Genomic DNA, 24,855 nt, shown 5'->3' on the forward strand with positions numbered 1-24,855 from the left:
CGGTCAACTGTGCCCGTGACCCGGCGTGCCGTGTCCGGCGTCCGGGGTCGGTGCGGTGGTGGATGCCGGCGCGGTGGGCGTCGGCGCGGTGGGCGTCGGCGCGGTCCGGTCACCGGCCAGGACGGTGAACTCGGCGGTGCGCACCGCGTCGCCGTGCCGGAAGTCCAGATAAAGACGGTACGCCCCGGCCGAGGGGACCTCGGTGGAGAACGTGATCGTCGGCCCGGCCGGGGTGCGCCCGTCGCCGGGTGCGCCTTCCGGGTGCACGTGCAGGTAAGCCAGGTCGCCCTGACGCAGCGCCACCAGGTGTCCGTACGCGCCGAGGTAGGGCTGCAGGTCGGTGACCGGCCGGCCGTCACGGCTGACGGAGAGCGTCAGCCGGCTGGTCCGGCCCGGTTCCGGGGAGCCGCTGAGGGTGACCGTGTAGCCGTCGACGGTGGTGCTGGTCACCGGCTCGGGCAGCGGCCGCTCGGTCAGTTGGCCGGGGACGGTGACGTCGAGGCCGAGGGTCAGCGGTTCCCCGCCGGCCGGGGTGAAGTCGGCGAACGCCCGCCAGGCGCCGGGACCGACGAGCGGCGACGCCACCCGCCAGGTGCCGTCATCGGCCATCTCCGGGTGCACGTGCCGGAAGCCGGAGAGGTCACGGCGGGCGACGATCAGGTGCATGAGCCTGTCGTGGGCCACCTCGTAGCGGGTGACCGACCGGCCGTCCGGGCCGGCGATCCGGAAGGCGAACTGTCCGGCCGGCGCGGCGGCCGGTTGGAGTGTGTAGCCGCGTTCGGAGACGAGCAGCCCGCCGGGCAGGTGCGCGGGCGCGCCGCCCTGCTCGTCGTGGCCCTCGTCGCCGTGACCGCTGCCATTGTCGTCGTGCCGGGTCTCGGCCGCGGGGGCGACGGGATCGGCCAGGCTGCCGACCCCGTACGCCGCGCCGAACACCGTCACGAGGCCGAGCGCGAAGCCGCTGAGCTTCGTCGCCGTGTTCATGGTGCCTCCTCGGTTGTCGCGGGTCCGTGGACCCGTCACGCCCCGACGAGGTCGTAACCGGCCTCGTCGACCGCGGCACGGACGGCGTCCGCGTCCAGCGGCTGCTGACTGCTGACGGTGACCCGGCCGGTGGCCAGGTCGACCTGGACGTCGGTGACGCCCGGCAGCGCGCCCAGCTCGGTGCTCACCGAGTTGACGCAGTGGCCGCAGGTCATGCCGCTGACCTGGTAGGTGCTCTCCATGTCGCCCTCCGATCCGATACCCCCTGGGGGTACAGGTGGAACAGTAACATACCCCCAAGGGGTACGCTATCCTGGTTTCCATGACCGCGCCGTCCAGCCCGACCCGGGGCTACACCGCCAGCAAGGACCAGCTCCTCGCGCGGCTCCGCCGCGTCGAGGGCCAGGTCCGGGGCATCGAGAAGATGGTCGAGGACGACCGCTACTGCATCGACGTACTGACCCAGATCTCGGCCATCCAGGCCGCGCTCGACAAGGTCGCCCTGGGCCTGCTGGACGGGCACGCCCGGCACTGCATGCACGAGGGCGCCGCCGACGGACGGGCCGACGAGATGGCGACCGAGATGATGGCTGCCGTCGGCCGACTGATGAAGCGCGGCTGAGTGGACCGTGGGCGCCGGCCACACCAGTCCCGCACCGTCCGCGCCGCCGGCCGTACGCCGGCTCCTCGTCGCCGTCGTGGTGCCGCTGTTCCTGCTCACCCTGGTCGCGGCGGTCGTGCTCTGGCCCGGCCACGGCCGCGAGCCGGCAGGCGGCCCGGACGTCCCCCGCTACCACGGCACGGTGACCCGGGTCGTCTCCGAGCCCTGCCCGCCCACCCCCGAGGCCCCGGAGGGCGGCACCGACGGCCCCTGCGGCACCGCCACGGTCGCCGCCGAGCAGGGCCCGGACGCGGGCCGGGAGGTCGAGACGCCGATCCCGGCCGGCCCGGGCGCACCCCGGGTCGAGGTCGGCGACAAGATCATCCTGGTGGAGCTGACCGACCCGGCCGACCCGGCGGTGACGTCCTACGCCATCGCCGAGCACCAGCGCGGCACGCCGCTGATCTGGCTGATGGTGCTCTTCGCCGCCGCCATCGTGGCGTTCGGCCGCTGGCGCGGCCTGGCCGCGCTGGGCGGCCTGGCGGCCAGCTTCGCCATCCTGCTCGGGTTCGTGCTGCCCGGCATCGGCGCCGGCCAGCCGCCGCTGCCGGTGGCGATCGTGGGCGCCGCCCTGATCATGTTCGTGGTGCTCTACCTGACGCACGGGGTGACCGCACAGACCTCGGTGGCGGTGCTCGGCACGCTCGGCAGCCTGGTGATCACCGGCGTGCTCGGCACGCTCGCCACCGCCGCCACCCACCTCACCGGCTTCGGCAGCGAGGACGCCACCACGCTGTCCATGTTCCAGGCCGACGTGGACCTGCACGGACTGCTCCTCGCCGGCATCATCATCGGTTCGCTCGGTGTGCTGGACGACGTCACGGTCACCCAGGCCGCCACCGTCACCGAACTGGCCCACGCCAACCCGGCGCTGTCCCGGCGGCAGCTCTACCGGGCGGCCACCCGGGTCGGCCGGGCGCACATCGCGTCCACGGTCAACACCATCGTGCTGGCGTACGCGGGCGCCTCACTGCCCCTGCTGCTCCTGCTGGTCGCCGACTCCCGTCCGGTGAGCCAGATCCTCACCAGCGAGTTCCTCGCCCAGGAGATCGTCCGCAGCGCGGTAGCCACCCTGGGCCTGATCGCCGCCGTACCGCTGACCACCGGACTGGCCGCGGCGGTGGCCACCGCCGGGCGGCATCGGTCCCCCGTGGACCCGCCGCCGGCACCCCGGCCGCGCGACGGAGGGGACGACGCGCTGAAGGCGCTCGGCGGCGCAAGGAGCACGGACTCCGCATGGCGAGACTCCGGAGCGTGACGACCGGCGTCAAACGCGACACTGGTCACGCTGGGTCGCGGCGAAATCTCGCAGTTGGTCGGCTTCCGGACGTAGATCCCGGGTAGCGATCTCGGGTAACCTCGCTGCCGGTCACCGCCGAAGGCGCGCACCGGCGCCAGCGGTGCCGCCGCCCAATCGCCCACGGGCGAGCCGGGGAACCACGCACCAGGGGTGAATCCGCGCCAGCGGTAGGGGCCACTTCCGTCCCGAACCCGTCAGCTAACCCGGTCGGCGGCCGACGGAAGGGAACACTGTGACGGCACCCCTGCGCCGCTGGCTGACACCCGTGGTCGCCGTGCTCGCCTCCTTGGCCCTGCTGGCCGGGCCGACGCCCGCGATGGCGGCCCCCACCACGCCCAACCCCTCGGGGCACGAGGAGGACGACGACCCGCCGCTGATCACCGAGGCCATCGACGCCGCCAACCGGGGCTACCTGCAGGCCAAGGCGAAGCTGGCCAAGTCGCAGGACCGCCAGCGGCGGCTGGGCGCCGAGGTGGCCGCGGCCCAGCGCCAACTCGACGCGCTCAGCCCGCAGATCAACCAGATCGCCGCCCAGTCCTACCGGACCGGCCGGATGGGCGCGATGGCCATGCTGCTGGAGAGCAACTCGCCGGACTCGTTCGTCCGCCGCGCCAACGCCCTCGACGAACTGAACCTCCTCAACGCGCAGCGCCTCGCCGCCATCAACGCGGTGAAGAACCGCGCCGAGCAGGCCAAGCTCGCACTCGACGCCGAGGTGCGCGAGCAGGAGAAGCAGAAGAACGCGATGGAGCGCGAGAAGGTGCAGGCCGAACGCGCCCTGAAGCTGGTCGGCGGCCTGGGCTTCACCGGCGGCCTGGTCTCGGCCACCTCGCCGGTGGCGAAGATCGGCCCCGGTCGCACCGGCGACGGCGGCTGGAAGGCCGAGTCGTGCAGCGAGGACGACCCGACCACCGGGGGCTGCGTCACGCCGCGCACGCTGCACGCCTACAAGGAGGTGCGGCGCGCGGGCTTCAAACGGTTCGTGGGCTGCTACCGGTCGGGCGGGCCGTGGGAACACCCGAAGGGCAAGGCCTGCGACTGGTCGCTGGAGAACAGCGACTTCAAGCCCTGGCACAACAACGACACCCGACGGTACGGCAACGAGGTGGCCGCGTTCCTCATCCGTAACGCCGACCGGCTGGGCATCTACTACGTCATCTGGAATCGGCAGATCTGGTTCCCGGCCACCGGCTGGCGTTCCTACAGCGGTCCGTCGAACCACACCGACCACGTGCACATGTCGATGCTCTGACGTCGGCACGTCAACAAGGGGCCGCCCTCGGGCGGCCCCTTGTCGCGTTCTTGTGCCCCACTCAGCCGGCGAGCGCCGGGTCGGCCGGGGCGGGCAGCGGAACCGGGGACTGCGCGACGGTCCGCACCTCGCCGCCGCTGAGCCGGTACGACATGCCGACCACCGCGCACCGCCCCGCGGCCACCCGCTCGGCCACCACGGCGGACCGGGCCAGCAACGTCTCGACGGTCTGCACGATGTGGACGTCGATGATGCTGTCGATCTCGTCCCGGCCCTGCCGGGCGGCCCGCAGCAGGCTCGGCGCGACCGCGTCGACCACCGCGCCCAGGTGCCCGACCGGGGCCGCGCCGGTGCGGACCGCCTCCCGGGCGGCCTGGACCGCGCCGCACGAGTCGTGCCCGAGCACCACCACCAGCGGGGTGCCCAGCACGGTGACCGCGTACTCGACGCTGCCGAGCACCTCGGGCCCGGCGGTGTGCCCGGCGGTACGCACCACGAAGAGGTCACCGAGGCCGCGATCGAAGATGATCTCGGCGGCGAGTCGCGAGTCGGAACAGCCGACGATCACCGCGAAGGGGTGCTGGCCGTCGGCGACCGCGGCCCGATGCCCGGCGTCCTGGTTCGGATGCTGCGGGACGCCGGTGACGAAACGATGGTTACCGGCGCGCAGTTCGGCGAGCGCCTGCTCCGGAGTGCTCGGCGTCATGTTCCTCACCTCGTCTACCTGGCGAACGACCCGGCTGGCCGCCTCGCGACCCACCGTCACACGGCACCCGGGGTCCGTCAAGATTCGTGATACGCATTTCATACTTTCCCGGCCCGCCCCACGCCCCGTTCGGAGACACCGCGGAGATGGCCCTAGCATGGCGCTCATGGCGACCACACCAGGCGAGGACGGGAGCCGCCGAAACTGGACCTTCCTCACCAATCACGGGCACGTGCTGCTGGCCATCGCCCGCGACCCCACGGCACGGTTGCGGGACGTGGCCGACGAGGTGGGCGTGACCGAGCGCGCGGCCCAGGCCATCGTCGCCGACCTGGAGGCCGGCGGTTACCTGCATCGCACCCGGGTGGGCCGCCGCAACAAGTACACGATCAACCCCAAGGGGCGCTTCCGGCATCCGGCGGAGGCCGACCAGCAGGTCGGCGCACTGCTGGAGCTGTTCGCCGAGCCCGCCGGGGGCAGCGCCGCCGAACGTTGACGCACGTCGGAGACCGCGTGTGCCCACGCGAGCGACCGCACCGGTAATCTCAGCGGGTGCGCGACAGCTTGCGGCCGGGCGGCACGACGGGGCGCGTCCGGGCCGGACACCGGATCAGGTCCGTCCTCTCCGCCGCGGCAGCGGCCGTTCTGTTCGGAGGGGCACTGGCCGTGCCCACACCCGCCGTGGCGGCACCGAAATGCGGTCCCACAGGTGGGCCCACCCCGACCGAGGTCCCGTGGGCGCTGACCCGACTCGACCCGGCGTCCGCGTGGCGGATCAGCAAGGGCACGGGCGTCACCGTCGCGGTCATCGACTCCGGGGTGTCCCCGAGCCATCCCCTGCTCCAGGGCCGGGTGCTGCCCGGCGCGGACTTCAACCAGCTCGTCAACCTCCAGGGGCGCTGCGATCTGGTCGGCCACGGCACCATGGTCGCGGGCATCATCGCCGGCCGGGAGATCAGCGGCACCCCCTACACCGGCATCGCGCCGGAGGCCCGCATCCTGCCGCTACGGGTGCTGGCCGAGAACAAGGAGAACTTCGACCCGAACGTGCCGGCCGAGATCGGGCGGGCGATCCGTTGGGCGGCCGACCGCGACGCCGACGTGATCAATCTTTCCCTGGTCACGCTCGACGACCCGGTGCTCAAGTCGGCGGTCCGGTACGCCCTCGACAAGGGCGTGGTCATCGTGGCCTCCGCCGGCAACCGGCAGGAGAACCGGGAGGACCGGCCGGCCTATCCGGCGGCGTACCCGGGCGTCATCGCCGTCGCCGGCATCGACGAGCAGGGCGCGCACGTCGGCAGCTCGGTCAGCGGGGACTATGTGGACATCGCCGGCCCCGGCCTGAACATCGTCGGCCCCGCGCCCCAGGGACCGGGCTACCGGGCGGAACCGCAGGGTGGCACCAGCTTCGCGACCGCGTACGTCTCCGGCGTCGCCGCGCTGGTCCGGGCCGCGCATCCCGATCTCGACCCCGCCGAGGTCGCCTATCGGCTGACCCGTACCGCCGACAACCCGCCCGACGGGCACAACGCCGAGGTCGGCTACGGAATGGTCAACCCCTACCGGGCGGTGACCAACCTGCTGGGCACGCGGGACGACCCGCCGCTGGGCGCGATGCCGCCGCCGGCGCCGCCCAACGACCCCCTGGGCCGGCAGCGCACCGTCGCCATCTGGGTCGCGGTCGTCGGCGGGCTTCTGGCCGCCGTTCTGCTCACGCTGCGCCCCATCCTGGTACGCGGCCGGCAGCGCGGTTGGCGACCGGGCCGGCGCGACGTGCCCCAGGACGCCTGACCGCTGCCCGAGCGCCGGCTCGTCCCCGGGATCACCGCGCCCCGACGTCGGCACCGGGACGCACGACGGCCCCGCCCGGCGTGAGCCGGAACGGGGCCGTGGTGGACCGGTCGAAGGGGTTCAGCCCCAGACCTTGGAGTTGCTCATCTCCGTGGTCATGTAGTTCTCGCGGGCGATGCCCACCGCGCCACCGATCTGGTTCAGGACCTGGTTGATGTCCTTGACGGCGGCGTCCCACTGCGCCTGGTGCTGCTGGTAGGCGACCCGGTCCTGGCCCTCCCACTCGAGCTTGGTCAGCATCGACCGCAGCGTGTCCAGCTTCTCGTCGATGATCCGCGAGATGGCCTGCATCTGCTGGTTGCTGCTCTCGAGAACAGCGTAATCAACCTTGATGCTCATGAATTCCCCCTTTGCCTTTCTTCGCGGATCACGGGTTGAGAGCAGAGTGGAACTTGTCCAGCATCTGCTGCTGCTCTTCGTCGTTGACCTGGTGCGTGGTGCCGGACTTGTCGAGCAGGTCGGCGATGTTGTCCATCGCGGTCAGCAGCTTGCTCGTGTCTTCCGTCCAGCGCGTCATCAGGCTCTGGAAGCCCGTCGACGCCTGCCCCTTCCAGGCCATCGCCAGGTCGTCGACCACGTTCCACAGCTTCTTGAGCTCGCCGTCAACTTCGCTGCGCGTGGACCGCACGTCACTCGCGGCGGTGTGCAGAGTCGCTGCACTGACCTCGAACGCCATGCTCACACCCTTCCGTCAATTTGTGGCGGCGGTTCCGCCGCGCCTCTCCCCCGCGGCAAGGCGTGACACCCCACCGACGGACACTCACCCGAACCGTAGCGGACGACGTCCAGTCCGCGCAGCCCTGCCCATCCATCGTCGCACGAGGGTGCGGTGTGGACGGTTCTACCCGGTCTCAGTACGTGTCACGCCACGTCTTGACCACCCGCGTCGCCCCGAAGACCAGCACCGCGACCAACATCACCGCCACCGCCCACAACAACGGTTTCTCGAGCGCGCGCTCGGACACCAGCACCAACAGTGCCGCGCAGGCGCTCAACACCAGCACCTCGGCGGCCCGCCGCAGTCTCGTCGAACGGGTCAACCCCGCGAAGAGCATCAGGACGAGAAAGACCGGAATGCTCAGCAGAACGTACCCGGTCAGCCCGAGCATCAGCGTGGCCACGCGCTCGCTCCCGTCACTTGTAGAACGTGGCGTCCCGCACCCAGTCGATGGTGATGTCCTGGATGTCCGGGTCGGCACCGGAGGGCGCCCAGCCGGGGCGGGAGTCCGCGGTGAACGTGAACCGGTCGTCCGTCCGGAACGCCGCCGCCACCGCGTGCAGCAACGCGCTGATGTCCCCGAAGACCAGCGCCAGGACAGCCGCCGCGGCGGTCATCCCGGCGATGCCGATGGCCTGGGCCAGTGCGGTGGTGGCGGGAAAGAACTGGAGCGCGATCGAGGCGATCACCGCCACCAGGATCGGCATGAGCGCCTGGGCCATCCCGGAAACGGCGTCGTTGTAGGCGTCCCGGGCCGCGACGAGGATGTCCCGGTTCGCGGCGAACGCGTCGGCCAACGAATCGATCTCCGCACCGAGCTTGCGCAGGAAGTTGTCGAACGCGTCCCGGTCGTCGAAATCCCACGCCGCCGCGTCCGGCGACACCGCCGCCATCGCGGCCCCGAACTGGTCCGCGCCGAGCAGGCGGGCCGCCTCGTCCCACTTCTTGATGGACTCGTTGACCTGGTCGTTGTCGAACGACTCCAGGTAGATGATGAAGGCGACAAGGGCCGCGGAGGTGGTGATCCAGACCCAGTTGCCCCGGGCGATGGCCGCCGCCGACCGCACCGGCGCTGTCGTCTGGGCGACCGTGACCGTGCCGGTCACCCTCCCGGCGGCGTTGGCGATGAACAACTGTGACATCAGGCGTGCTCCCCCCGGCCGGTCACTTGACCACCCACGGCTGATCCGACTTCTCCCAGTTCCTGGCGGTCTGTTCGAGCTGCTCGGCCGCCCTGCCCAGATGCTCGACACCGGTACGCATGTTGTCGAGGTGCCCGCCGACCGAGGCGTTGTGACGCTCCACCGCACCGTTACCGAACCAACTCAGCGAACCGGACGGCAACTCCACCTCCGCCAGCAGCTCCTGCACGTTGCGCAGATACTGCATCGGGCCGTCCGGCGCCTTGAGCATCCGGCTCGCCTTCCGGATCGCCTCGACGTCGACCGTGTTCGCCATCGTCATCCCTCCACTCAACGCCGCAGGCCGCGGGTCGGGTCGTTCGTGTCCACCCCGAACCGGCGGAACCAGTCCTCCGGGGTGAGCGAGCCGTCCTGCGCCCGACGGACCAGATCCGGGTCGCCGATCAGGTCCTGCAACATCTCCTGCTGCCGCTCGGCGAAGGCGGCGTACGCCACGTCGATCGCGGCCTGCAGCGACTCCGCGAGGGTGAAGCTGTCCAGCCGCATCGCCCGGGCGTTCAGCTCGATGCCACCCACCTTCATGTCACCGTCCACGGTGACCCGCACCAGACCGTCCGGACTCTCCCCGGTCACCCGCAGCTGGGCGCGCTGCTGCTGGAGCTCGGCCATGCGGCGCTGCTGCTCCTGCGCCTGACGCAGCAGGCCCTCCAACGCGCCACCGATTCCGGACGGGTTACTCACCAGGTGTCCTCCCTCACACGCGACCGCCGGGCAGACGCTACCGGACGCCCGCAGCCCTCGTCCGTCCCGTCAGACCGGCTCGGTCCACGCCGTCTGGATCAGCTGCTGACCGTCCCGGCGGCGGACCAGCGTGCCCCGACCCGGCGGCTGCGGGCTCGGCCGCAGGTTGCCGAAGACCGCACCCTCCTCCCGACTGCCGGACATCAGCAGGCCTGGCGAGTCCAGCTCGCGCAGACGCTGCAACACCGGCTCGTACAGGGCCCGGGCAACACCGCCGACCCGCCGCGTGACGATCAGGTGCAGGCCGATGTCCCGCGCCTGCGGCAGCAGCTCGTGCAACGCGCTGAGCGGGTTGCTGCCGCCGGAGGCCACCAGGTCGTAGTCGTCGACCAGGACGTACAGGTCCGGGCCCTTCCACCAGCTCCGGTCCCGCAGTTGCGCGTTCGTCACGTTCGGGCCGGGCAGCCGGTTCTGCAGAGCCGAACGGATCGAGTTGAGGCCCTGACTGAACACCTGGTTGGACGGCGCGTAGTCGAGCAGGTGGTCGCCCTCGACCGCGCCCAGCAGGCCACGCCGGTAGTCGGCGATGACCAGACGCGCCTCGGCTGGTGTGTACCGCTCGGCGATCCCCCGGGCGATCAGCCGCAGCAGGTTGGTCTTGCCGCACTCCGCGTCGCCGAAGACGGTCAGGTGCGGCTCGCCTGCCAGATCCAGGTAGACCGGGGCGAGCGCCGACTCGTTCACGCCGATCGGGAGACCCGGCGCGGCACGGTCCACCACCTTGGCCAGCTCGGTGACGGTCAGCTTGCGCGGCAGCAGCCGGACCTTCGGCGCCGGCCGGCCCGGCCAGTTCGACGCCACGTGGGCGGACAGCGCCACCGACGCCTCGGTCAGGTCCTCGATGTCGCGCTTGCCGTCGATCCGCGAGATCGCGGTCAGGAAGTGCAGCTTGTCGCGGGTCAGGCCCCGACCGGGCGCGCCGAGCGGCACGTTCTGCGCCGCCCGCCTGTCGATCTCCGACTCGGACGGGTCACCGAGTCGCAGCTCCAGCTTGGTGCCGAGCAGGTCCCGCATGTTGATCCGGACCTCCGCCCAGCGCACCGCCGTGATCACCACGTGGACGCCGAAGCCCAGGCCACGGTTGGCCAGGGTGGTGATGGTCTGCTCCAGCTCCTCGTACTCCTGGCGCAGCGTGTTCCACCCGTCCACCACGAGGAAGACGTCGCCGAACGGGTCGTCGGCGAACTCGCCGGCCGCCCGCCGCCGCCGGTAGCCCGCCATCGAGTCGATGCCGTGCTGGGTGAACCGGTTCTCCCGGTCGTCCATGACCGCGACGACCTCGGCCACGGTCCGCCGGACCGCCTCGACGTCGCGCCGCCCGGCCACACCGGCGGTGTGCGGCAGCCCGCCCAGGCTGCGCAGCGCGCCACCACCGAAGTCGAGGCAGAAGAACTGCGCCTCCCGCGGGGTGTGGGTGAGCGCCAGCGACGCCAGCATCGACCGCAGCATGGTGCTCTTGCCGCTCAGCGACGCGCCGACGATCACCACGTTGCCGCCGGCCCCCGCCAGGTCGACCATCATCGGATCCCGACGCTGCTCGTACGGCCGGTCCACGATGCCCACCGGCACGGTGAGCCGGCCGCGGCCCGGCCAGTCGGCGGTGGTCAGCCCGAACGTCGGATGCACACTCAGCTTCGGCAGCAGCTCCGCCAACCCGGACGGCTCCGCCAGTGGCGGCAGCCAGACCTGGTGCGCCGGCCGGCCCTGGCCCCTGAGCTGGTCGATAAGCACGTCCAGCATCGCCGCCGCCTTGCCGTCGCCGGGCTGCTCGGGCTCCGGCGCGGTCTCCGCCGGGCTGGGCAGCGCCGGCGCCGCCACGTAGCCGATGCCGTACGGCACGATCCGGCGTTGCACCTGCGCCCGGACCGACCGCTGCGCCTGGCCCGGCGCCCGGTACGGCCCGGACACGTACGCGGCGCGGAACCGCAGCATGGTGGCGGTGTCCGTCTTCAGGTAGCCGTGACCGGGGGCGCTCGGCAGCTCGTAGGCGTCGGGCACACCGAGCACGATGCGGCTCTCCACCGCCGAGAAGGTACGCAGACCGATCCGGTACGACAGGTGCACGTCCAGGCCGCGCAGCTTGCCCTCCTCCAGGCGCTGCGAGGCCAACAGCAGGTGCACGCCGAGTGACCGGCCGAGCCGCCCGATCATGACGAACAGGTCGATGAAGTCCGGCTTGGCGGCCAGCAGTTCGGAGAACTCGTCGCAGATGATCAGCAGGCTGGGCATCGGCTCCAGCGGCTCACCGGCGGCCCGCGCCTTCTCGTAGTCGTACCGGGACACGTAGTTGCCGGCCGCGCGCAGCGCCTCCTGCCGGCGGTTCATCTCACCGGCCAGCGCGTCGCGCATCCGGTCGACCAGCGGCAGCTCGTCGGAGAGGTTGGTGATCACCGCGCTGGTGTGCGGCAACGCGTCCAGCGACGCGAAGGTGGCCCCACCCTTGAAGTCGACGAGGACGAAGTTGAGTTCCTCCGAGGAGTGCGTGACGGCCAGGGCGGCGACCACCGTACGCAGAAGTTCGCTCTTGCCGGAACCGGTCGCGCCGATCACCAGGCCGTGCGGGCCCATGCCCTCGTGCGCGGACTCCTTGAAGTCCAGCTCGACGACGTTGCCGTCCGGTCCCAGGCCGAGAGGGATGCGCAGCCGGTCCCGGCTGCTGCGCGGACGCCAGGTCTGCCGCACGTCCACCGTGGCCGCGTCGCCGATGCCGAGCAGGTCCGGCAGCTCCGAGCTGCGGGCCATCGGCTCCTCCGCGGTCGCGCCCTGCTGCTGGGAGAGGCGGTACGGGGCGATCTGCCGGGCCAACCCCTCGGCCGCGGTCAACGACAGCCGGTCCTGCCGGCCCAGCCGAGATGCGGTGGCGCCACGGACCAGGTCGAGGCCCTCGCCGTCGCCGGTGTCCAGGCAGAGCAGCCAGCGACCGGCGTCGCGGGGCACGGTGCCGGACAGGTCGAACACGGTGGCGCCGAGCAGGCCCGGCCCTGTCAGCGCGCAGGTCGCCGAGACCTCGCCGCCGTCGAGCACGACCACCACGTGCGGGGCGGTGGTGAGCGGCTTGGCCTCCGGCGCGAACCGGGGACGTCCGCCCAGCTCGTTGGCGAGCGCCGACTCCGCCTCGTCGAGCGCGGCGAAGACCAGCCGGCGGGCGCCCGCCGCGTCCGTACGCCCCGGGTGCTGGGCGTGCGGCAGCCACTTCACCCAGTCCCAGTCGGGCTGCCGGTCCGGCGCGGCCACCACGACCACGAGGAGGTCCTCCGGGGCGTGGAACGTGACGAGCTGACCCAGCGCCGACCGGGTCAGGTCGAGCACCGGCTCCCGGGCGCCGCGCAGCGCGATCCGGCTGAACGCGCGCAGCGACAACGCGGTCGGCAGCTCCGGCACGCTGGAGTGGGCCCGCACGAACCGGCGCAACGCGATGGCGCTCATCGGCTCCAGGTCGTCCACCGGCTTGGTCTCCGGCGGCACGATCTCCACGGCCAGGCGCTGCGGACCGAGGGCGATGCGCACCTCGCCGAAGTCGTCCTCGGTGATCCGCCGCTCCCAGAGGCGACGGGAGGCGGCGATCGACCAGAGCGCGTCGGGCTCCGGGTGCCGCCAGGTCATCGCGGCACGCTGCTGCTCGGCGGCCCGCCGGGTGCGCTTGCGCATCTGCGCCAGGTAACGCATGTAGTCACGCCGCTCGGCGTTCAGCTCGGCCTTGCTGTTGCCGCCGTTGCTGAGCGTGCCGATCGCCATGCCGAGCATGGACACACCGAACAGGCCACCGGCCACGTACGTCATCATGCCGCCGCCGCGGCCGGCGTAGAGGAAGGCCATCGCGCCGACGCCGCAGAGCATCGGCAGGATCATCAGCACCTGCCCCATGCCCTTGGACTGCGGCTCCGGCAACTCGGGCGGGGATTCCAGCAGCACCTCGCCGCGCGGCAGCGCGGGCCCCGGTTGACGCGGAAGTCGGCGGAACACCACCGTACTCACGGCTCTCCCCTTCCCAGAAGCGGCCCTGATCGTGGTCTGCCACCGCCCGAGCGTCGGGTGGGCAACCTGTGCGACCGCCATCGTAGGTAATCTCCCGGAGGCGACGTGGACCCAGTGGGCGAACGACGCCGACGGCCGGGTGGATCGTAGGCGAGCACGAGGAGGCCACAGTGGCGACGAAGACGGCGACCGGCGGGCTGAGCCGGATCACCATCGTGGCGCCGCGCACCAGGATGGACCTGGCGTTGCCGTCCGACGTGCCGCTCGCCGACCTGCTGCCCACGCTGCTGCGATACGCCGGCGAGGACCTCGCCGACGAGGGTGTGCGGCACGGCGGTTGGAGTCTGTCCCGGCTGGGCGGGCAGCCGCTCGACGGTGGCCGTACCGCCGCGCAGCTCGGTGTCCGCGACGGCGAGGTGCTCTACTTCAACCCGCGTGCCGCCACCGCACCCGAGATCGTCTTCGACGACGTGGTGGACGCGGTCGCGACCTCCACCACGCAGCGCGCCGGCGCCTGGCAGGTCGGCACCACGCGGTCGTTCGCGGTACTCCTGGCCGCGTCGGCGCTGGCCGGCGGCGCGGTGGCCGCGCTGTTCACCGGCCCGCCGCAGTTGCCCGGTGCGCTGGCCGCGCTCGTGGTCGCGGTGGCGCTGCTGATCGGCGCCTCGGTGCTGTCGCGGGCGGTCGGCGACAGTCGTACCGGCTCGCTGCTCGCGCTGGTCGGCGTCGGTTATGCAGCGGTCGGCGGCCTGCTGGTGCTCGCCGGCGACCGCACGCTCGGCGAGCTGGGCGGCCCGCACGTCCTGGTCGCCGGGACCGCTGTGGTGCTCTTCGGCGCGATCGCCGCGCTCGCCGTCGGTGACCGCCTGCCGCTGTTCCTCGGCGCGGTGGGCGTGGGTGCGGCGGTCGTCCTCGGCGCGGCGCTCAGCCTGGCCTTCGGCATCGGCGCTGCGGCCGCCTCGGCCGTGGTGGCGACCGTGGCGTTCGGCGCGCTGCCGGCGCTGCCGATGCTCGCCTACCGCCTCGCCCGGCTGCCGGTGCCGTCGATCCCCACCGGCCCGGAGGACCTGAAGACCGACACCGAGTCGGTGGACGGTCCGTCGGTGCTGCGTAACAGCGAGCGTGCCGACGCGTTCCTCACCGGGTTGCTCTGGACGGTGTCGCTGCTGGTGCTCGGCAGCGAGGTGGTGCTCGCCGTCGACGGCCGGCTCCCGGCGGTCCTGCTCTGCCTGGTGCTGGCGTTGCTGTCGCTGCTGCGGGCCCGCCCGTTCCTCGGCCGCGGCCAGCGGACGCCGGTGCTGCTGGCCGGCACCGTGGGGCTGGGTCTGGTCGCCGTGGCCACCTTCGCCGACGGCTCGCTGACCGTGCGACTCGGACTGGTGCTGGGCGGCCTGGCCGTGGTCGGCGTGATCAGCCTGGTCTACGGGCTCACGGTGGCCGGCAAGCGGATCTCGCCGGTCTGGGGCCGCACCCTCGACATCGTCGAGATCCTGCTGATCATCGCGCTGGTGCCGCTGGCCGTCTGGGTCTGCGGCATGTACGGCTGGATCGTCAACCTTCGACCGTGACCGTGCCCATCGCGGTGCCCACCGGGGCGGTGGCGTAGACGCCCGGACCGTGCTGGCCGTCCAGCGGCCGGGCCGGCACCCCGGCCCGCCGGGCCATCTCCCGGACGGCCTTCACCAGCGCCTCGGCGTGCCCGTCCATCGCGGCGACCCGCAGCAGCGGCGGGACCCGCCGGCCGCCGGGCAGCACCACGGCGGCGACCGTGTGCGAGGGCGCGGAGGTGGACGTGACCGCGTCCACGAGCGCACCGAGGGAGCCGTTGGGGCGTACCCGCAGCGCCAGGCAGCGCTGGGTCCAGCCACCCCCGCGCAGGCTGGTCCACGTCTCCACCGGGGACTGCGGGGCCAGGTCGAGCCCGGCCCCGGCGACCACCGCGGCGTACAGTTCGTCGCGGCCGAGCACCCGGTGGCCCAGGCCGGCGGCGTTGAGCGCCTTGCCGAGCCGGCCCATCCCGGCCGCCACCGTCCGGTGCACGCCACGCACGCCGCCGCCCCGGCTCACCGTCTCGGCGCGGGCATCGGCCACCGACAGGCGCAGCGCCACCCACACCGTCCGGTACGCGGCCGGTGGCGCGCCGGGCGCCGGGTACCAGACCAGGGTGTGCGAGACGACCTGGGTCTGGGTGACCGGGCCGGCGAAGTCGGCGAGCACCGCCAGCACCCGGTCCACCAGGCCCGCCTCGATCGAGCCCGCGGGCGCGCCGGGGCGACCGGTCAACGCCAGCGCGGCGAACCAACCACGGTCGTCCTGCCCGATCCCGAGCCGGGTGCCCCGCTCGGTCAACTCCACCACGGTCAGGTCCGGGGCGAGCGCGGCCAGTCGCGGGTCACCGCCGGGCGTCGCGCCGCGGGCCCGGTCGCGGCGACGCCGCAGTCGCCGGCGCAGCGTCAGGTCCTCGTACCACCAGCGGCCGCCCCGACGCGCGAACGCGGCGCCCACCGCCACCAGGGCCAACCCGCCGACGGCGGGGAGCAGCCAGTCCGGGCCGGCGGTGGCGAACCAGACCGCGAGCGCGGCGCACTCCACCACCACGAGCTGGCCGACGACGACCGGACCGAGCCGACCCCGTCGGCGCTTGTCGACCGGGGTGACCGGCCGGTCCTCGGGCACGGCGGGGGCGGTCGCCGTACGGCCGGGTGGCGCCTGGAGCTGCGTCATCGGTGCGCGTCCCTTCTGGACATCCTGGGCACTTCCGTCGGCGGGTGTGTCGTCCGGGTGGCGGGCGGGGTCCCGGCGCACCCCCGACGGCCCCTTATCGTAGGGAAGCCCGCGGCGCTGTTCGGACCTGATCGCCGCGGACCCATCCCCGCCGGAGGTTAGTCATGCGGACCCGCCGCGATCAGGTGCAGGCGTACCGCTTCGTCACCCGCCGCATCGTCTCCGCCCTGCTCTCCGGCGACCCGGAGACCAACGACCTGCCGATGCGTCGCCTCGGCATGGCCGTGTTCGGCAGCGTCGTCGCCGCCGCGGTGGTGCTCGGTGGCGTCGGCGCGTACGGGCAGCTCACCAGCAACTCCGCGCCGCTGGATGCGAACACGCTGGTGATCGAGCGGGAGACCGGCGCGACGTACTACTTCGGCGAGGACAAGGTGTTGCGTCCGACCCTCAACTTCGCCTCGGCCCGGCTGATCGTCAACGACGCCGCGGCGCAGCCGCGCACCATGTCCCAGGCGTCGATCAGGGACCGGCCACGGGGGCGGATGGTCGGCATCGTGGGCGCGCCGGACGACCTTCCCGACCGCAGGTCCCTGGTCGGGCTCCCCTGGTCGGTCTGCGACGTGCCCGACCCGAACGACCCGCAGCGCTCCACCACCCACCTGGTCATCGACCGGGCGCTGCCCGGTGGCACACCGCTGACCGACCGGGCCGTGGTGGTACGCACGAGCGACTCCCGCTATCTGCTCACCGGAGGTTCCCGGCTGCGCGTGGCGGGCGACGAGCAGGCGCTCGTGGCGTTGAAGATGGCCGGTGCCACAAACCTCACGGTCGGGCAGCAACTGCTCAACGCGGTGCCGGCGGGCCCGGATCTGCGCAAGCCCACGATCGAGGGGGACGGCGACGCCAGCGGGCACACGCTGGCCGGCAAGCCCGCCCGGATCGGCCAGGTCTACCAGGCCGTCGGCCAGTACTACGTGCTGACCCGGCAGGGGTTGGCGACGATCCGGGAGGTCACCGCGCTGCTGCTGCTGGGTCGCGGCGGCGCGGTGGCGGAGATCACTCCGGACGAGGCCGGCCGGCTGCTCACCGACCAGCGCCTGGAGCCGGAGGGCCTGCCCGCCCGGCTGCCGACGCCGCACGAGGTCCGCCCCGGACGCACGGTCGTCTGCGCCACCTACCGGTCCGGCCCGGCGGGCGCACCGCCGACCACCACGCTTGAGGTCTTCGACTCCCCACCGGCCGAGCTGACCTCGGCGACGGCGATGCCGACGCGGCAGGGCGCCCGGGACGCGGTGCACACCGCCGATAACGTGCTGCTGCCGGGCGGCAAGGGCGCACTGGTGCAGGCCACGGCCGGCGAGGCCGGCAAACCGGCGGTCGGTTCCACCATCTACCTGATCACCGCTCAGGGCATCCGCTACCCGCTCGGCACGGCCGGGGGCGACGCGAAGAGCGCGCTCGGTTACGGCGACGTCACCCCGTTGGCGGTGCCCGCCTCGCTGCTGGCTCTGGTGCCGACCGGGCCGACGCTGGCGCGCGAGGACGCGATGTCGTACTTCGACGTGGCGGCGGTCCCGGGGACCACCGTGTCACCCCCGGTGGGCGGCGGGGCCGCCCAGGCGCCGGGCGAGTGAGTGACCTGGTGATCCGGAATGGAGGGTTTGCGGTGCACGGGTCGCCCGGGCTGGCACGCTTCGACTAATCTGAGGCACGGCAGACGGGTATCGACGATCACTACGGGGATGCAGCCATGACGGGGCGCACGACAGTAGACGTACTGTCCTTGGAGGACTTCCACCAGCGGCTTGAGCGGCGTCTGCACGAGGCCGAGTCCGTGTTGCGCAAACTCAACAACGAGATGCAGTGCCGTCCGCCGGCGCTCGGCACGTTCACCGACGCGGCCGACAACGCTCGTCGCTACTCCGAGACGCACCAGAGCTATGTCAATCATGTCAACCGGCTGCGCCGGGCGATCCTGGCCGCCCGCGAGGCGACCCAGAAGATCATGACGAACTACCAGACCGCCGAGGCACGAAACGCCGCCGCCGCGGCCGACATCGCCTCGGCCCTGTCCGGGCTCAACAAGGCGATGACGCAGCCGAAGGAGGATCCGCGTGTCTGAGTACACCCAGCGTTACGCGCACGTCAGCCACGAGGAGCTCTACCAGGGCGTCAACGCCGGCGACCCGGGGCAGATCGAGGCGCTCAGCGCCCAGTGGTCCTCGCTCAAGGCCACTCTCGACGACCTCAGCCGTGACCTCTCCGCCGACCTGCAAGCCCTGGCCAAGGACTGGACCGGTGACGCGTCGCAGGAGTTCCAGCGCCGGCTGGGCACGGTCGTCAGCTACTCCGGCGACCTCGCCGATGGCATGACCGGCATCCGGCAAGGGCTGGACATGATGGCCAGCGAGCTGCGTGTCGCCCAGACCAAGGCGGAGAGCCCGGAGGAGACCGACGACAACGACAAGCTGCTCTCCGGCGCCGGCAAGGGTGCGGTGTTCGGGGTGGCCGGCGCGGTGGTCGGCGGCGTCATCGGCCATCAGCAGGACAAGGCCGAGCAGGAGAAGGCGCACAAGCGGATGGTGCAGGTCGTCTCGAAGCTCGCCGAGGGCTACGACTTCTCGGCGTACGGCCGGATCGTCGTACCGGAGCCGCCGCCCACACCGCTTCCCGGTCACGCCGACCAGAGCGACCCGTCGCTGCAGAACGGCCCGTCGGTGAAGACGCCGTCGTCCGCGCCGAGCCTGGGCAGCTTCGGCCCCGGGGCGAGTGGCAGCACGACCCCGTCGGTCGGGCACCACACGCCGCCGACCACCGGCACACCGGGCACCGGCACCCCAGGTGGCGGCACCCCGGGTGGCAACCCCGGCCTGGGCACTCCGGGTTCGGTGCCGACCACTGGCACCATCGACCCGACCGGCACCTCGCTGGCCGGCGCCACCCCGGTGCCCACCACCGGGATGCCGACGACGATCGGTGGCGGTCCGGGCTTCGGCCCCGGAGCAGGCGGCCCGACGACGGTGCCGGCGGGTGGCAGCCTCTACGGCGCTCCCGGCGTGCTCAGCACCGGAGCGCTCGCCGGCACGAGCCCGAACTCGACAGCGGCCGCGCGTCCGGGCGGCATGTCGGGCGCGGAGAACAGGTCGGCTGCCGGTTCCGGGCGACTCACCTCCGGGCGTGGCCTGACCGTCGACACGGAGAGCAAGGCCGCCAACCGCGGCAACAGCGCCGCCGGGCGGCCCGCGATGGCCGGCCGGGCCGGGGTGCTGGGTGGCCGTGGCGGCCACGACGACGACACGGCCGAGGGTCGGCTGACGTGGCTCACCGAGGACGAGATGGTGTGGGGCGACGGCAACGGCGCGCCTCCGCCCGTGCTCGGCGGAAACTGACTCCAGACAAGCGACGAACGGCGCGGCACCCACCGGGGTGCCGCGCCGTTCGACCTCTTCCCGACCGTCTACCCTGCCGACGCTGCGGCGGCTCGCCCGACCGGACGGACTGCGGGTCGAGTGAGTCGACGGATGCCGGATCCGTCCACTGCGACCCGTGGGGCGGCTCACGTAACCCGCAAGATCGTCGAGCTGCGGGATCCGGCATCAACCGATAGGTTGAGACGATGCTGCCCGTAGCGTTCACCCCGTCCGCCTGGACGGCAACGCTGCGCCGGATCGCCCGCACGGCCCTCGCCGGCCTGGTGCTCGTCGCCGGCCTGCATGCCCTGCCCGCCGCGCCCGCCCAGGCCGCGGCGGACCCGCGTCCCGCCGGCATCTCGGCGGCCGAGGTCGGTCCTCAGGTCACCGTCACGGGTCACGCGCCGAGCCCCAGCGGGCTCGCGTCCGCCACGGCGGCGTCGTTCGCCGGGCAGGCCCCGACCGAGGGCACCCGGGGCGCGGTCGAGACGACCCAGCCGGTCACCACCGGGCCGGACACGGGCGTGACCGGTCCCGCCCGCGCCGTGGCCGCCGCGCCGGTGGCCGGCGTCGCGATCGTCGTCGTCGCCGACCCGAGCGAGGCGGCCATCGCCCGCCGCGGGCCGCCCCGCGCCTGACCGGGCCACCTTTCGGTACGCCCCGACGCGGCCCTGCCGGCCGCCCCGCGTCGCCGCCGCCGCGACGCGTCCGCCCGCCATCGGGCCCCCACCGTTGATCGTTGTTCGTTTCGTCCTGAGGTGCTGGTATGCAGACCGTCTTCGCCACCGTCCTGCCCGACATTCCCGCTGCCGCCGTGATCTGGCTGGCCCTGCTGGCCGTGGCGGCGATCGTGATCGCCGCGCTCGTCGTCCGCCCGACCCGGTTCCGTTCGGAACTCGTCGGCCGGATCAGCGAGGCCGCCCGGCCCAGCAGCATCGACCGGGCCGAACGGGACCGCCTCCGGGCGAGCGAGCGCAACCGGTTCGCCGACGAGGTGGCCGTGGCCGCGTCCCGGGCCACGACGACCGCCGAGCGGAGCCGGGCGGAGTGGTTGGCCGCCCACGAGGAGTCGGAGGCGGCCTGGCAGGCATACCAGGTGGCGGAGGAGGACGTCGCGCGGCTGGCCGCCGCCGCCGCGCTGCCGCTGCCCCGGACCGCCCGCACCCCGGCCGAGTACGCCGACCGGGAGCGCTGGCTGCACCGCGCGGCGCGGGAGGCGCAGTGGCGCAACGAGATCACGCTGGCGCAGCTGAGCGACATCCTGGCCGGGCGGGGCTGGGACCCGAGCCGGCACCCGGTGGAGCAGGAGCTGCTGCTCCGTCGGCTGGTGCGGGACAACCTGCGGGCCCTGCACCGGGCGGCCAGTGACCGGGAGCAGGCCGCCTGGCAGGCCGCCGAGCGGGCCGCGACCGCCGCGCGGAGCCTGCGCGGCGAGGTGTACGCCGCGTTGCACCCGGCCGCCGAGCAGTCGGTCGCCGCTCTCGACCTGGTCGGGTTCGGCCGGGAGCTGCCTGTCGCACCGGCGGCCACCGACGTCACCCGGGAGCTGCCCGCGGTGGCGCGGGGACGGGCGGCTGTCGCGGCGTTCTGACCCGGCGACGGGGCCCCGGCTCCGCTAGCGTGGTGGCGTGTCCCGTGAAGCCTGGGTGCTCGTCGTCATCGCCGCCGTCATCGCGGCGGCCACGCTCGTCGGGGCGGTGCTGCTCGCCATCCGGTTGGTCCGCACCCGACGCATGCTCGGCGCGCTGGGGGCCGGCGGCAAGGTCGCGTTCTACGGCGCGTTGATCTACACGATTCTGCCGGTGGACCTGCTGCCCGACCCGATCTACCTGGACGACATGGGCGTGTTGGCCGGCGCGGCGCTCTATCTGGGTCGGCTGGCCGTCAAGCATCGGGCGGCGCAGCGGGCCACCCGGGAAACGCCGACGTTGCCGGCGGGCCCGCCCCGCGGGTGACCGGCCTCGCCACCCGTACGCGACGAGCGAGGAGACGCCGATGGCCGGGCGGCGCCGGTTGGACCCGCACGACCCTCGGGTGGCCCGGTTCTTCGCGGACCGGCATCTGGCCACGCTGACCACCCTGCGCGCCGACGGCACGCCGCACGTCGTACCGGTGGGGGTGACGTTCGATCCGTCGACCGGGCTGGCCCGGGTGATCACCTCGGCGGGCTCGGCCAAGGCCCGACATGTCGCGGCGGCCGGGCCGGCGGGGATACCGGTCGCGGTGTGCCAGGTCGACGGCCGCTGGTGGCTGACCGTGGAGGGCCGGGCGGCGCTGCGCCGCGAGCCGGTGGCGGTGGCCGAGGCGGAGCGGTGGTACGCGCGGCGTTACCGCACGCCACGACCCAACCCGGAGCGTGCGGTCATCGAGATCGCGGTGACCCGCCTGCTCGGCAACCTGCCCGACTGACGCACCTTCGCCGCCCGCCTGTCCGGTTCCCCGGTGGTCCGGGTCACGCCCGGAAATGGCTCCGCGAGCAGGGCTGTTGCACCGTCGGTAAGCCGAGCGCCACTCCCGGTGCCGAGCCTCCGCGTGCGGAGGCCACCGACCCCCGACTGGAGCCTCGACATGAACCCGATCCTGCGTAGGTGTCTGCTCTCCGTCGCCGGTCTGGCCGCCGCCGGTGGCGCGGTCGCCGGTCCGGCCGTGGCGGCCCACTCCGCCCCGGTCAAGGGGAAGAACGACCGGGCCGCCGACTACGAGTACCAGGCGCAGCCGAACTACTTCTACTGTGGACCGGCGTCGGCCCGGATCGCATTGACGGCCGAGGGCAGGAAGGTCAGCCAGGACGAGTTGGCCGCGAAGCTCGGCACCACCGAGAACGGCACCGATTCGGCCCTGGACATCACCCGCGTGCTCAACGAGTACACCGGTGGCAAGTACCGGACCACCGAGATCCGGGACGAGGTGGCCACCCGGGAACAGGTGGATCGCCTGCGCGCGGACGTCCGGGCAGCCGTGGACGCCGACCGGCCGGTGGTGGCGAACGTCCTGGGCAGCGCCGTGGACGTGGACGGGGTGCGGCACAGCTACCCCGGCCACTACGTGACGGTCGTGCGGTACGCCGAGGACGGCGACACCGTGCTGGTCGCCGACCCGGCCCGACCGGACGCGCCGACGTACTGGATGGATGTGACCGCGATGGCCGACTGGATCGCCGGCCGCGGCTACAGCTCCTGACCGCGACGGCCCGGCCCCCAGCAGGGGGTCGGGCCGTCCGCATCCGCCTGGTCAGCGACCGGTGTCGCCCTCGCCGGTGCGCTGCTGCGCCGCGTCCACGCCCTTGTCGATCTGCTGGTCGTACTTGCCGCCGCTGCGCTTGTCGGCCGCGTCACCGGCCTTCTCGATGCCCTGGTCGACCTTCTTGTCATGCTTGTCGGCGAAGTCCTGCGCCTTGTCCATGAAGTCACTCATGCCGGTTCTCCCTTCGATACCGTGAAGCCTTCCCTCGCACCGCGGCCGCAAACCCGGAACGGGCGATACCCGCCCGGGTGTCGGATTCCCCCGCGTCGGGTACCAACCGCCCGACCGAGGAGGCGACGTGGACGACGACGCTGCTGTGCCCACCCGACCCGGGCCGCGAGAGACCTGGGCCGGGCTGCCCTGGCCGGTACGCACGGCAGTCACCTGGAGCGCCTGCCTCCTCGTGGTGGCGGCCGGCCTGTGGCTGCTCGGACAGATCGCGGTGCTGCTGGCACCACTGGCCGTGGCGCTGGCCGGCACGTTGTTTCTCACCGCCCTGCTCGACCCGGTGCTGGTGCGGCTGCGCCGCCTGCGGGTGCCGGCCGGGCTCGCCGCCCTACTCAGCGTCCTGCTGCTGCTGGGCATCCTGGTCGGTGCCGGCGTGCTGGTCTGGAACCTCACCGCGAGCCAGTTCGGTGAGCTGAGCCAGCAACTCGACGAGGGGCTGCAACGCACCCGGGACTTCGTCACGTCCAGCCTCCCCGTCACCGACCAGCAGCTCGACCGGCTCGTCGAGCAGGTCAGCAAGGGCCTGAGCGGCAGCGCGCCCGACCCGGTCGCCGGGGCACAGAAGGCCACCGAGGTGGTGGGCGCGCTCCTGCTCGCTCTCGTGCTGCTGTTCTTCCTGCTCAAGGACGGCCGGTCCATGTGGCAGTGGGTGCTGCGCCGGCTGACCGGCCCACGCCGTGCGGTCACCGCCGAGGCGGGCCGGGCCGGTTGGCGCACGCTCGGCGCGTACAGCCGCGGCACGATGCTCATCGCGGCCATCGACGCGATCGGTATCGGGTTGGCGCTCGTCGTGCTGCGCGTCCCGCTGGCGCTGCCACTGGCGCTGATCACGTTCCTCGGCGGGTTCGTGCCGATCATCGGCGCGACCGTGGCCGGCGCGGTGGCGGTGCTCGTCGCGCTGGCCGCCAACGGCCCCACCACCGCGTTGTTCACGCTGCTCGCCGTGATCGCCGTCCAGCAGATCGAGGGCAACCTGCTGGAACCGCTGGTGATGCGGCGCCAGGTGCAACTGCACCCGGCGGTCATCCTGGTGGTGGTCACCGCCGGCACGCTGATCGCCGGGGTGGCCGGCGCGTTCGTCTCGGTGCCCATCGCGGCGGTCCTCTGGCGGGTGCTGGACACCGTCCAGCAGCACCGGTCCGGGCGGGCGGCCGACGCCCCGGCCTGAGGCGGCCGGTCAGACCGGATGCGGTTGGCGCAGGTGGGTGCGGAACCAGGTGCCGGCCTGCTCGGCCACCTCCTCCAGCGTGCCGGGTTCGGCGAACAGGTGGCCGGCACCCGGCACGACGCGCAGCTCCGCCACCTCGCCCAGCACGCCTCGGGCCTGCTCGTTGAGCGCGATCACCTGCTCGTCCAGCCCGCCGACGAGCAGCAGCGTCGGTGCGCGTACCCCGGACAGCGCGCGGCCGGCGAGGTCGGGCCGACCGCCGCGGGAGACCACCGCGCCCACCCGGTCCGGCCGGGCCGCCGCAGCGACCAGCGCGGCGGCGGCACCGGTGCTGGCGCCGAAGATGCCGGTCGGCAACCGGCCCAACTCCGGCTCGGTGGCCATCCAGTCCACGATCCCGGCCAGCCGGTCGGCGAGCATCCCGATGTCGAAACGCAGCGCCGCGGTGACCTCGTCCCGGGCCTCCTCGTCGATGGTCAGCAGGTCGACCAGGACCGTGCCCAGCCCACGCGCGTGCAGCGCGCGCCCGACCGCGACGTTGCGCGGACTGTGCCGTGAGCTGCCGCTGCCGTGCGCGAACAACACCACTCCCCGGGCCGCGTAGGGCACCGTCACGTCCGCGACCAGGCCGCCCGGCACCACGGGCACCGAAATCTCACCCACACCCCTCACCTCCACCCGCCCGCATACCC

At 73.0% G+C, this 24,855-nt stretch carries 28 protein-coding genes and 1 riboswitch; of the genes, 15 read left to right on the forward strand and 13 right to left on the reverse strand.

The features are described from left to right. Nucleotides 1-3: 3 nt before the first annotated feature. On the reverse strand, nucleotides 4-984 hold the full coding sequence (locus tag ACLQ2X_RS07825) for a hypothetical protein (protein ID WP_425680282.1): 981 nt from the start codon (nucleotides 982-984) through the stop codon (nucleotides 4-6). Between the two features lie 35 nt (nucleotides 985-1,019). After that, the gene (locus tag ACLQ2X_RS07830; RefSeq protein WP_425680283.1) at nucleotides 1,020-1,226 is read right to left on the reverse strand and encodes a heavy-metal-associated domain-containing protein; all 207 of its coding nucleotides are present in this window, start codon (nucleotides 1,224-1,226) and stop codon (nucleotides 1,020-1,022) included. Nucleotides 1,227-1,306: 80 nt separating this feature from the next. Between ACLQ2X_RS07830 and ACLQ2X_RS07835 the strand changes: the two genes are divergently transcribed. From ACLQ2X_RS07835 to ACLQ2X_RS07845, 3 genes are all read left to right on the forward strand, one after another. Continuing rightward, nucleotides 1,307-1,606: a metal-sensitive transcriptional regulator gene (locus tag ACLQ2X_RS07835; protein WP_425680284.1), complete on the forward strand. Its 300-nt coding sequence runs from the start codon at nucleotides 1,307-1,309 to the stop codon at nucleotides 1,604-1,606. Between the two features lie 7 nt (nucleotides 1,607-1,613). Further along, a complete protein-coding gene (locus ACLQ2X_RS07840; RefSeq protein ID WP_425680285.1) occupies nucleotides 1,614-2,903 on the forward strand; it encodes a YibE/F family protein in 1,290 nt (429 codons plus the stop codon). A 139-nt stretch (nucleotides 2,904-3,042) separates the two neighbouring features. Further along, nucleotides 3,043-3,173: riboswitch (cyclic di-AMP (ydaO/yuaA leader) on the forward strand. A gap of 4 nt (nucleotides 3,174-3,177) precedes the next feature. Then, entirely contained in the window at nucleotides 3,178-4,197 is a 1,020-nt protein-coding gene (locus ACLQ2X_RS07845; protein ID WP_425680286.1) for a coiled-coil domain-containing protein, read from the forward strand. Between the two features lie 61 nt (nucleotides 4,198-4,258). On the opposite strand, the gene ACLQ2X_RS07850 is transcribed toward ACLQ2X_RS07845, so the two are convergent. Beyond that, entirely contained in the window at nucleotides 4,259-4,903 is a 645-nt protein-coding gene (locus ACLQ2X_RS07850) for a carbonic anhydrase (RefSeq protein WP_425680287.1), read from the reverse strand. Nucleotides 4,904-5,060: 157 nt separating this feature from the next. On the opposite strand from ACLQ2X_RS07850, the gene ACLQ2X_RS07855 reads away from it, so the two are divergent. After that, complete coding sequence (locus ACLQ2X_RS07855; RefSeq protein WP_425680288.1) at nucleotides 5,061-5,399, forward strand: helix-turn-helix transcriptional regulator; 339 nt, start codon at nucleotides 5,061-5,063, stop codon at nucleotides 5,397-5,399. Nucleotides 5,400-5,569: 170 nt separating this feature from the next. Beyond that, nucleotides 5,570-6,694, forward strand: a complete 1,125-nt coding sequence (mycP, locus tag ACLQ2X_RS07860; RefSeq protein ID WP_425680289.1) for a type VII secretion-associated serine protease mycosin — start codon at nucleotides 5,570-5,572, stop codon at nucleotides 6,692-6,694. Between the two features lie 120 nt (nucleotides 6,695-6,814). On the opposite strand, the gene ACLQ2X_RS07865 is transcribed toward mycP, so the two are convergent. From ACLQ2X_RS07865 to eccCa, 7 genes are all read right to left on the reverse strand, one after another. Next, the gene (locus tag ACLQ2X_RS07865) at nucleotides 6,815-7,093 is read right to left on the reverse strand and encodes a WXG100 family type VII secretion target (protein WP_425680290.1); all 279 of its coding nucleotides are present in this window, start codon (nucleotides 7,091-7,093) and stop codon (nucleotides 6,815-6,817) included. A 28-nt stretch (nucleotides 7,094-7,121) separates the two neighbouring features. Next, nucleotides 7,122-7,430 (reverse strand): WXG100 family type VII secretion target, encoded by a 309-nt coding sequence (locus tag ACLQ2X_RS07870; protein ID WP_425680291.1) that lies wholly within the window; start codon nucleotides 7,428-7,430, stop codon nucleotides 7,122-7,124. Between the two features lie 175 nt (nucleotides 7,431-7,605). Further along, nucleotides 7,606-7,875: a hypothetical protein gene (locus ACLQ2X_RS07875; RefSeq protein ID WP_425680292.1), complete on the reverse strand. Its 270-nt coding sequence runs from the start codon at nucleotides 7,873-7,875 to the stop codon at nucleotides 7,606-7,608. A 13-nt stretch (nucleotides 7,876-7,888) separates the two neighbouring features. Further along, nucleotides 7,889-8,614, reverse strand: a complete 726-nt coding sequence (locus ACLQ2X_RS07880; protein WP_425680293.1) for a hypothetical protein — start codon at nucleotides 8,612-8,614, stop codon at nucleotides 7,889-7,891. 22 nt (nucleotides 8,615-8,636) lie between these two features. Continuing rightward, the gene (locus ACLQ2X_RS07885; protein WP_425680294.1) at nucleotides 8,637-8,936 is read right to left on the reverse strand and encodes a hypothetical protein; all 300 of its coding nucleotides are present in this window, start codon (nucleotides 8,934-8,936) and stop codon (nucleotides 8,637-8,639) included. Nucleotides 8,937-8,944: 8 nt separating this feature from the next. After that, complete coding sequence (locus ACLQ2X_RS07890; protein WP_425680295.1) at nucleotides 8,945-9,355, reverse strand: YbaB/EbfC family nucleoid-associated protein; 411 nt, start codon at nucleotides 9,353-9,355, stop codon at nucleotides 8,945-8,947. Nucleotides 9,356-9,424: 69 nt separating this feature from the next. Beyond that, complete coding sequence (gene eccCa, locus ACLQ2X_RS07895) at nucleotides 9,425-13,390, reverse strand: type VII secretion protein EccCa (RefSeq protein WP_425680296.1); 3,966 nt, start codon at nucleotides 13,388-13,390, stop codon at nucleotides 9,425-9,427. 170 nt (nucleotides 13,391-13,560) lie between these two features. Between eccCa and eccD the strand changes: the two genes are divergently transcribed. Continuing rightward, complete coding sequence (gene eccD / locus ACLQ2X_RS07900) at nucleotides 13,561-14,958, forward strand: type VII secretion integral membrane protein EccD (protein WP_425680297.1); 1,398 nt, start codon at nucleotides 13,561-13,563, stop codon at nucleotides 14,956-14,958. Here the strand turns inward: eccD and ACLQ2X_RS07905 are convergent. After that, entirely contained in the window at nucleotides 14,942-16,114 is a 1,173-nt protein-coding gene (locus tag ACLQ2X_RS07905) for a type VII secretion protein EccE (protein ID WP_425680298.1), read from the reverse strand. The genes eccD and ACLQ2X_RS07905 overlap by 17 nt on opposite strands. 164 nt (nucleotides 16,115-16,278) lie before the next feature. Between ACLQ2X_RS07905 and eccB the strand changes: the two genes are divergently transcribed. The 8 genes from eccB to ACLQ2X_RS07945 all read left to right on the forward strand — a co-directional run bounded on the left by eccB (nucleotide 16,279) and on the right by ACLQ2X_RS07945 (nucleotide 22,704). Further along, on the forward strand, nucleotides 16,279-17,748 hold the full coding sequence (gene eccB, locus ACLQ2X_RS07910) for a type VII secretion protein EccB (RefSeq protein WP_425680299.1): 1,470 nt from the start codon (nucleotides 16,279-16,281) through the stop codon (nucleotides 17,746-17,748). 116 nt (nucleotides 17,749-17,864) lie between these two features. Beyond that, complete coding sequence (locus ACLQ2X_RS07915; RefSeq protein ID WP_425680300.1) at nucleotides 17,865-18,236, forward strand: hypothetical protein; 372 nt, start codon at nucleotides 17,865-17,867, stop codon at nucleotides 18,234-18,236. Beyond that, nucleotides 18,229-19,503, forward strand: a complete 1,275-nt coding sequence (locus ACLQ2X_RS07920) for a WXG100 family type VII secretion target (protein ID WP_425680301.1) — start codon at nucleotides 18,229-18,231, stop codon at nucleotides 19,501-19,503. The genes ACLQ2X_RS07915 and ACLQ2X_RS07920 overlap by 8 nt, the downstream gene beginning before the upstream one ends. A gap of 227 nt (nucleotides 19,504-19,730) precedes the next feature. After that, nucleotides 19,731-20,162, forward strand: a complete 432-nt coding sequence (locus tag ACLQ2X_RS07925; RefSeq protein WP_425680302.1) for a hypothetical protein — start codon at nucleotides 19,731-19,733, stop codon at nucleotides 20,160-20,162. Between the two features lie 128 nt (nucleotides 20,163-20,290). Continuing rightward, complete coding sequence (locus ACLQ2X_RS07930; protein ID WP_425680303.1) at nucleotides 20,291-21,115, forward strand: hypothetical protein; 825 nt, start codon at nucleotides 20,291-20,293, stop codon at nucleotides 21,113-21,115. Nucleotides 21,116-21,152: 37 nt separating this feature from the next. Continuing rightward, nucleotides 21,153-21,479 (forward strand): hypothetical protein, encoded by a 327-nt coding sequence (locus ACLQ2X_RS07935; protein ID WP_425680304.1) that lies wholly within the window; start codon nucleotides 21,153-21,155, stop codon nucleotides 21,477-21,479. A 40-nt stretch (nucleotides 21,480-21,519) separates the two neighbouring features. Beyond that, on the forward strand, nucleotides 21,520-21,933 hold the full coding sequence (locus ACLQ2X_RS07940) for a pyridoxamine 5'-phosphate oxidase family protein (protein WP_425680305.1): 414 nt from the start codon (nucleotides 21,520-21,522) through the stop codon (nucleotides 21,931-21,933). Nucleotides 21,934-22,092: 159 nt separating this feature from the next. Beyond that, the gene (locus tag ACLQ2X_RS07945) at nucleotides 22,093-22,704 is read left to right on the forward strand and encodes a C39 family peptidase (RefSeq protein ID WP_425680306.1); all 612 of its coding nucleotides are present in this window, start codon (nucleotides 22,093-22,095) and stop codon (nucleotides 22,702-22,704) included. A gap of 51 nt (nucleotides 22,705-22,755) precedes the next feature. Here the strand turns inward: ACLQ2X_RS07945 and ACLQ2X_RS07950 are convergent, their stop codons facing one another. Beyond that, the gene (locus ACLQ2X_RS07950) at nucleotides 22,756-22,938 is read right to left on the reverse strand and encodes an antitoxin (protein ID WP_425680307.1); all 183 of its coding nucleotides are present in this window, start codon (nucleotides 22,936-22,938) and stop codon (nucleotides 22,756-22,758) included. A 127-nt stretch (nucleotides 22,939-23,065) separates the two neighbouring features. Between ACLQ2X_RS07950 and ACLQ2X_RS07955 the strand changes: the two genes are divergently transcribed. Beyond that, on the forward strand, nucleotides 23,066-24,163 hold the full coding sequence (locus ACLQ2X_RS07955; protein WP_425680308.1) for an AI-2E family transporter: 1,098 nt from the start codon (nucleotides 23,066-23,068) through the stop codon (nucleotides 24,161-24,163). 9 nt (nucleotides 24,164-24,172) lie between these two features. Here the strand turns inward: ACLQ2X_RS07955 and ACLQ2X_RS07960 are convergent, their stop codons facing one another. Continuing rightward, entirely contained in the window at nucleotides 24,173-24,835 is a 663-nt protein-coding gene (locus ACLQ2X_RS07960; RefSeq protein WP_425680403.1) for a dienelactone hydrolase family protein, read from the reverse strand. Between the last annotated feature and the right edge of the window lie 20 nt (nucleotides 24,836-24,855).

Source organism: Micromonospora sp. DT31 (assembly GCF_049841795.1).
Lineage (GTDB): Bacteria > Actinomycetota > Actinomycetes > Mycobacteriales > Micromonosporaceae > Micromonospora.

What these genes read in the sequence shown, in the direction of transcription:
- ACLQ2X_RS07825 (WP_425680282.1), bottom strand. Translation starts at nt 984, where the DNA reads ATGAACACGGCGACGAAGCTCAGCGGCTTCGCGCTCGGCCTCGTGACG.
- ACLQ2X_RS07830 (WP_425680283.1), bottom strand. Translation starts at nt 1,226, where the DNA reads ATGGAGAGCACCTACCAGGTCAGCGGCATGACCTGCGGCCACTGCGTC.
- ACLQ2X_RS07835 (WP_425680284.1), top strand. Translation starts at nt 1,307, where the DNA reads ATGACCGCGCCGTCCAGCCCGACCCGGGGCTACACCGCCAGCAAGGAC.
- ACLQ2X_RS07850 (WP_425680287.1), bottom strand. Translation starts at nt 4,903, where the DNA reads ATGACGCCGAGCACTCCGGAGCAGGCGCTCGCCGAACTGCGCGCCGGT.
- ACLQ2X_RS07855 (WP_425680288.1), top strand. Translation starts at nt 5,061, where the DNA reads ATGGCGCTCATGGCGACCACACCAGGCGAGGACGGGAGCCGCCGAAAC.
- ACLQ2X_RS07865 (WP_425680290.1), bottom strand. Translation starts at nt 7,093, where the DNA reads ATGAGCATCAAGGTTGATTACGCTGTTCTCGAGAGCAGCAACCAGCAG.
- ACLQ2X_RS07870 (WP_425680291.1), bottom strand. Translation starts at nt 7,430, where the DNA reads ATGGCGTTCGAGGTCAGTGCAGCGACTCTGCACACCGCCGCGAGTGAC.
- ACLQ2X_RS07880 (WP_425680293.1), bottom strand. Translation starts at nt 8,614, where the DNA reads ATGTCACAGTTGTTCATCGCCAACGCCGCCGGGAGGGTGACCGGCACG.
- ACLQ2X_RS07885 (WP_425680294.1), bottom strand. Translation starts at nt 8,936, where the DNA reads ATGACGATGGCGAACACGGTCGACGTCGAGGCGATCCGGAAGGCGAGC.
- ACLQ2X_RS07905 (WP_425680298.1), bottom strand. Translation starts at nt 16,114, where the DNA reads ATGACGCAGCTCCAGGCGCCACCCGGCCGTACGGCGACCGCCCCCGCC.
- eccB (WP_425680299.1), top strand. Translation starts at nt 16,279, where the DNA reads ATGCGGACCCGCCGCGATCAGGTGCAGGCGTACCGCTTCGTCACCCGC.
- ACLQ2X_RS07915 (WP_425680300.1), top strand. Translation starts at nt 17,865, where the DNA reads ATGACGGGGCGCACGACAGTAGACGTACTGTCCTTGGAGGACTTCCAC.
- ACLQ2X_RS07925 (WP_425680302.1), top strand. Translation starts at nt 19,731, where the DNA reads ATGCTGCCCGTAGCGTTCACCCCGTCCGCCTGGACGGCAACGCTGCGC.
- ACLQ2X_RS07930 (WP_425680303.1), top strand. Translation starts at nt 20,291, where the DNA reads ATGCAGACCGTCTTCGCCACCGTCCTGCCCGACATTCCCGCTGCCGCC.
- ACLQ2X_RS07940 (WP_425680305.1), top strand. Translation starts at nt 21,520, where the DNA reads ATGGCCGGGCGGCGCCGGTTGGACCCGCACGACCCTCGGGTGGCCCGG.
- ACLQ2X_RS07945 (WP_425680306.1), top strand. Translation starts at nt 22,093, where the DNA reads ATGAACCCGATCCTGCGTAGGTGTCTGCTCTCCGTCGCCGGTCTGGCC.
- ACLQ2X_RS07950 (WP_425680307.1), bottom strand. Translation starts at nt 22,938, where the DNA reads ATGAGTGACTTCATGGACAAGGCGCAGGACTTCGCCGACAAGCATGAC.